Origin of the sequence: Acetobacter suratthaniensis (genome assembly GCF_017377745.1) — a bacterium.
Taxonomy (GTDB): Bacteria; Pseudomonadota; Alphaproteobacteria; order Acetobacterales; family Acetobacteraceae; genus Acetobacter; species Acetobacter suratthaniensis.
The window spans coordinates 1-439 of the sequence record NZ_JAFVMG010000064.1; the positions used below are offsets into that span (position 1 = coordinate 1).

Genomic DNA, 439 nt, shown 5'->3' on the forward strand with positions numbered 1-439 from the left:
TATCAGGGTCGAGCAGCCAGCTTCCGCCCAGCCCGGCCCTGACGGTCGCAACCCCTATTGCCAGTGTGTGCGCCGAAGTCTCGATTGTGCCGCCAGCCCCCGTGCCCTTGCCGGTGGCTTTCAGGGTCGCCCCCGAGGCCACGGTGGTGCGGCGGGCGAGATTGGTGCCGCCCACGCTGTCGGTGCCGATCAATATCTGCCCGCCCTTGCGGCCATTCTTGCTGGCCGAGGCTGTCAGCACGGCCTTGCCGCCAAGGCTTACGGCCTCGCCATTGGCGCGGATGACACCGCCAGAGCCATCGGCATTGGTGGCACTCAGCGTGGTGCTTTCCACCGTTACGGTGCCGTGGGGGGCACTCAGCCAGACCTGTCCGTTTACCGTTGTGGTGCCGGTGGCCTGCACCAGCCCTTCGCGGTTGCCCGCCAGCGCGTAAACATT

Annotated in this window: 1 protein-coding gene; it reads right to left on the bottom strand. The window is 67.2% G+C overall.

Annotated elements, in window-relative coordinates; genetic code table 11:
- On the bottom strand, positions 1 to 439 hold a 439-nt coding region (locus J2D75_RS14315), incomplete at both ends, for a hypothetical protein (RefSeq protein ID WP_408736766.1).